1 pseudogene is annotated in these 451 nt (G+C 48.6%); it reads left to right on the top strand.

Annotation, left to right across the window (positions count from 1 at the left end):
• Positions 1–71: 71 nt before the first annotated feature.
• Positions 72–451: pseudogene (locus tag NE619_RS18040) on the top strand (hypothetical protein); the annotation flags it as partial.

Here is a 451-nt window from a genome sequence, read left to right as displayed (position 1 = left end):
AGCAAAGCGGAAAGACCTATCCCGCTTTGCTGCTTTTTATTTACCATTCAAAAAGGAGGAGGTGAAGGATATTGGAATCCGATAACTGGGTAGTCCAAAACCTGCAAAACGCACTGGACACCTGGAACAGCAAACTGGCGGAGATTTGGCGCTTGCTCACCCAATCGCCGGAGCATTTTAAGGGAGGAGGAATCTGGAATGCGATTGTGGATATCCATGGAGCCTTGCAGGCCATTGGATACGCCCTGCTGGTGCTGTTCTTTTTAGTGGGCGTTGTTAAGACCTGTGGAAGTTTCGTGGAAGTGAAAAAACCGGAGCACGCCTTGAAGCTATTCATTCGCTTTGCCATCGCCAAAGGGGTCATAAGCTACGGGTTGGAATTGATGATGGCCTTATTCAAAATTGCTCAAGGTGTGGTGAGCACCATTATGAAATCGTCCGGGTTTGGCTC

Source organism: Anaerovorax odorimutans (assembly GCF_024459955.1).
GTDB classification, from domain to species: domain Bacteria; phylum Bacillota; class Clostridia; order Peptostreptococcales; family Anaerovoracaceae; genus Hominibacterium; species Hominibacterium odorimutans_A.
The sequence above is the reverse complement of the archived record's forward strand: the minus strand, read 5'-3'. Positions and strand labels throughout refer to the sequence as shown.